The sequence below is a fragment of the Frankia sp. CoWAU3 genome, assembly GCF_977971855.1.
This window is the reverse complement of the sequence record NZ_CDWWXB010000160.1, coordinates 5,477-8,754: the sequence shown is the minus strand read 5'-3', so window position 1 is coordinate 8,754 and position 3,278 is coordinate 5,477. Positions and strand designations below refer to the sequence as shown.

Sequence of the window (3,278 nt, the reverse complement as noted above, 5' to 3'; positions counted from 1 at the left end):
GGCCGTCACACCACGCGACCTTCGCGCAGCCCTGAGTTCGGAACTGGGACCCCAGGCGGGTCTACTTTCGAGGCGGAAGCTCGGGACTTCCTCGCGGTGCTCCATGCAGTGCTCCATGCGGTGCTCCATGCCCGGACGTGTGGTCGCTGGCGGCCACCGTCCGGCCGTTACGAGATCCATCGGCACGGGAGATCCTCGAAGGAGCGTCATGCCGTCGTTCGCTGATCCGGCGCAGCAGCGCGAATCCCGACCCGATCGGGTGACGTATGCCGCGTTGTCGCACGGACGGGACGAGGGGCCGCACGGACGGGACGAGGGCTGGGCCGACCGCGGCCCCGCGTCGGCGGGCTCCACCGGCGCACCACCCCGTTCGCTGTTCACGATGGTGGCTGACGCGGCCGTCGTGTACCGGGGAAGGCTACTCGCCGCCGCCTGCCTGCTGGTGGTTGTGCTGCTGCCGTGGAATGCCGGAATCTACGACCAGCTCGCCACCGGTGGTTTCTACGCACCGGGCGATCCGTCGACGCGGGCTGAGCGGCTGCTCGACGAGGAGTTCCCGGACGCGCCCCCCGACGTCGCCATCATGCTGACGTCGGCCCCGGGTATCGACGGGCCGATCGCCGCCCGCCTGGGCCGGGAGCTCACCGGGCGGATCGCCGCGGAGCCGGGGGTGACCTCGGTGCTGTCGTACTGGCCGGGCGGGCCCAACGAGGCGAGCCCGCTGCTGCGTGCGAAGGACGGCCGGTCGGCCCTGATCGTGTTTCGGCTCACCGGTTCCGAGGACCACATCCAGCACCGCCTGAACGCCCTGCACGACCGGTACGCCCACGATGGTCCGGGGGTCCAGGTCCGGTTCGGCGGGGCGCCCGCGGTCATGCGTGACGTGACCGAGCGCAGCCGTGTCGACCTGGCGCACGGTGAGCAGATCTCCGCTCCGCTGGTGTTCCTCGTGCTGCTCTACGCCTTCGGCACGGTCCTGGCCGCCCTGCTTCCGGTCCTGGTCGGCGTGGTGTCGGTGGTGTCGAGTCTCGCGCTGCTGCGGCTGGCGGCCACGCTCACCGACGTGTCGGTCTTCTCGGTGAACCTGACGACCGCCCTCGGATTCGGTCTCGCGGTCGATTACAGCCTGTTCATCTTGCGACGTTTTCGGGACGAACGGGACCGCGGGCTGCTCCCGGCGGCGGCGCTGCGCCGGACGCTGGAGACCGCCGGGCGCACGGTGTTCTTCTCCGGGGTGACGGTGGCGCTGTCCCTGACGGCCGCGCTGGTCTTCCCGATCTATTACCTGCGTTCGTTCGCCTTCGCCGGCATCATCGTCGTCGTCGCATCGGAGGTGGCCGCACTGCTCGTGCTGCCCGCGGCGCTGATGGTGCTCGGTGACCGCATCGAGCGCGGCAACGTCCGGCTGGCGTTGTCGCGCCTGAGAGGCTCCCTGAGACGCTCGGGGTCGCGCCCCTCGGGTCACCGGCGGTCCGGTGGCCACCGCGTGGGGGCCTCGGCGGCTGGCCGCGGCTGGTCGGCGCTGGCGCGGCGGGTCATGCGCCACCCGGTGTTCTTCGGTGGGGTCGCGATCTTCGTGTTGGTGCTGTGTGCCGCCCCGCTGCGCCACCTCGACCTCGCGCTGGCCGACGACACGGTCCTGCCGGCGACCGCGGAGGCTCACGTCGTCAACGACGCGATGCGGGAGGACTTCGTCGTCTGCCTGTCCTGCCAGATTCCGATCGTGGTGCCCGGCGTGGACGCGCGGGACCCGGGGAACGCCGAGAAGCTGACCGACTACGCGACCCGCTTGTCCGCGCTGCCGGGCGTTGCCCGCATCGACACCGTCACCGGCAGCTTCCTGCGGGGCGAGCGGATCGGTGCGGTGCCGAAGACTGCGATGAGGTACGTCGGAACGCACCGCGGCGCCTGGCTGTCGGTGTGGCAGACCGACAGGTCTCCGCTGTCCGAGTCGGCGAAGGACCTGGTCCGGAGGCCGCGGGCGGTACCGGCGCCGTTCGGCGTCCTCATCGGCGGACTTGCGCCGCACTTCCTCGACACCTCGCATTCCATCAAGCGGAGTCTGCTGCCGGCCTTCGCCGTCGTGATGACGGCGACCTTCATCCTGCTGTTCCTGTTCACCGGCAGCGTGCTCCTTCCGCTGAAGGCGATGTTCCTCAACACGCTGAACCTCGCTGCCACCGTCGGGCTGCTGGCGTTCGTCTTTCAGGACGGACACCTGACCGGTCTGGTCGGCGACTTCCAGGTGTCGGGCATGCTGGAGATGACCAGCCCGGTCCTGATGTTCTTCATCGCGTTCGGGTTCAGCATGGATTACGAGATCTTCCTGCTCGCCCGCATCCGCGAGGAGTACCTGCGGACGGGAGACAACCGCGATTCCGTCGCCCGTGGGCTGGGGACGACCGGTCCACTGATCACGAGTGTGGCGCTCGCTCTCATCGTGGTCATGGTCGCGCTGTCCGCATCGGACATCAGTATGATCAAATTGGTGGGTGTCGGGCTGACCGTGTCGATCGTGCTCGACGTGACCCTCGTGCGAGCGATCCTCGTCCCGGCGTTCATGGCCCTGGCGGGCGACTACAACTGGTGGGCTCCCGAGCCGCTGCGCCGTCTGCACGCGCGGTTCAGCCTGCGGGAGGACGGCGACGAAGCGGCCTCGCATGCGGGACCCCCCGACCCCGGGGGACACTCCGACCCCGGCAACCGCATGACGACGAAGATCACTTATCGGCGGGGGCGGGGAGAACCTACCCGAGGGGCCCGGCCGCCGGTCGGGCCGGCCCCGACCTGGCACTACTACCTGCGCCCGCGGCGGCGCGCGGACGGTGGGCCCTTACCGGCCATGATGGGTATCCGGGGTTTCGCACTCGACGACATCCGCGTCGAAAGCGCATAGGTAGTACGCATAGGTAGTAAACGCCAATCTCGGCCTTGGCCGGTAGCCTCGGGAGCTGACGACTCCTACCCGCCGCCGCGGGCCTGCGCGGTCCGCCTGCGGTTGGCCTTCTTGATCGCATCGACGAGATCGTCCCTCGACATCGTCGAGCGGCCGGGGATGTCGAGCTCACGGGCGAGCGCGCGCAGGTGTGTCAGCGAGGCGTCCGCGTCCACGCCCTCGGCGGTCGGCCCGCTGTGCCGGGAGGCGGGCGTCGGCTTGGCGGCCTGCTCGTCGGAGGGACCGGGCCGACTCTTCGGCCGCCAACGGTCCCCCACCTTCTCGTGGGTGTGCTTGAGCGCGGCAAAGGCCGCACGGTGGGCACGCGCACCCTCACCGTAGG

The 3,278-nt window shown here is 70.0% G+C and carries 2 protein-coding genes; one reads left to right on the top strand and one right to left on the bottom strand.

The window, feature by feature from the left end; genetic code table 11:
* Positions 1-208 precede the first annotated feature (208 nt).
* Entirely contained in the window at positions 209-2,896 is a 2,688-nt protein-coding gene (locus AC08ON_RS13660) for an MMPL family transporter (protein ID WP_476607862.1), read from the top strand.
* A 65-nt stretch (positions 2,897-2,961) separates the two neighbouring features.
* Here AC08ON_RS13660 and AC08ON_RS13655 read toward each other — a convergent pair.
* On the bottom strand, positions 2,962-3,278 hold a 317-nt coding region (locus AC08ON_RS13655; protein WP_476617097.1), incomplete at its 5' end, for a Rho termination factor N-terminal domain-containing protein.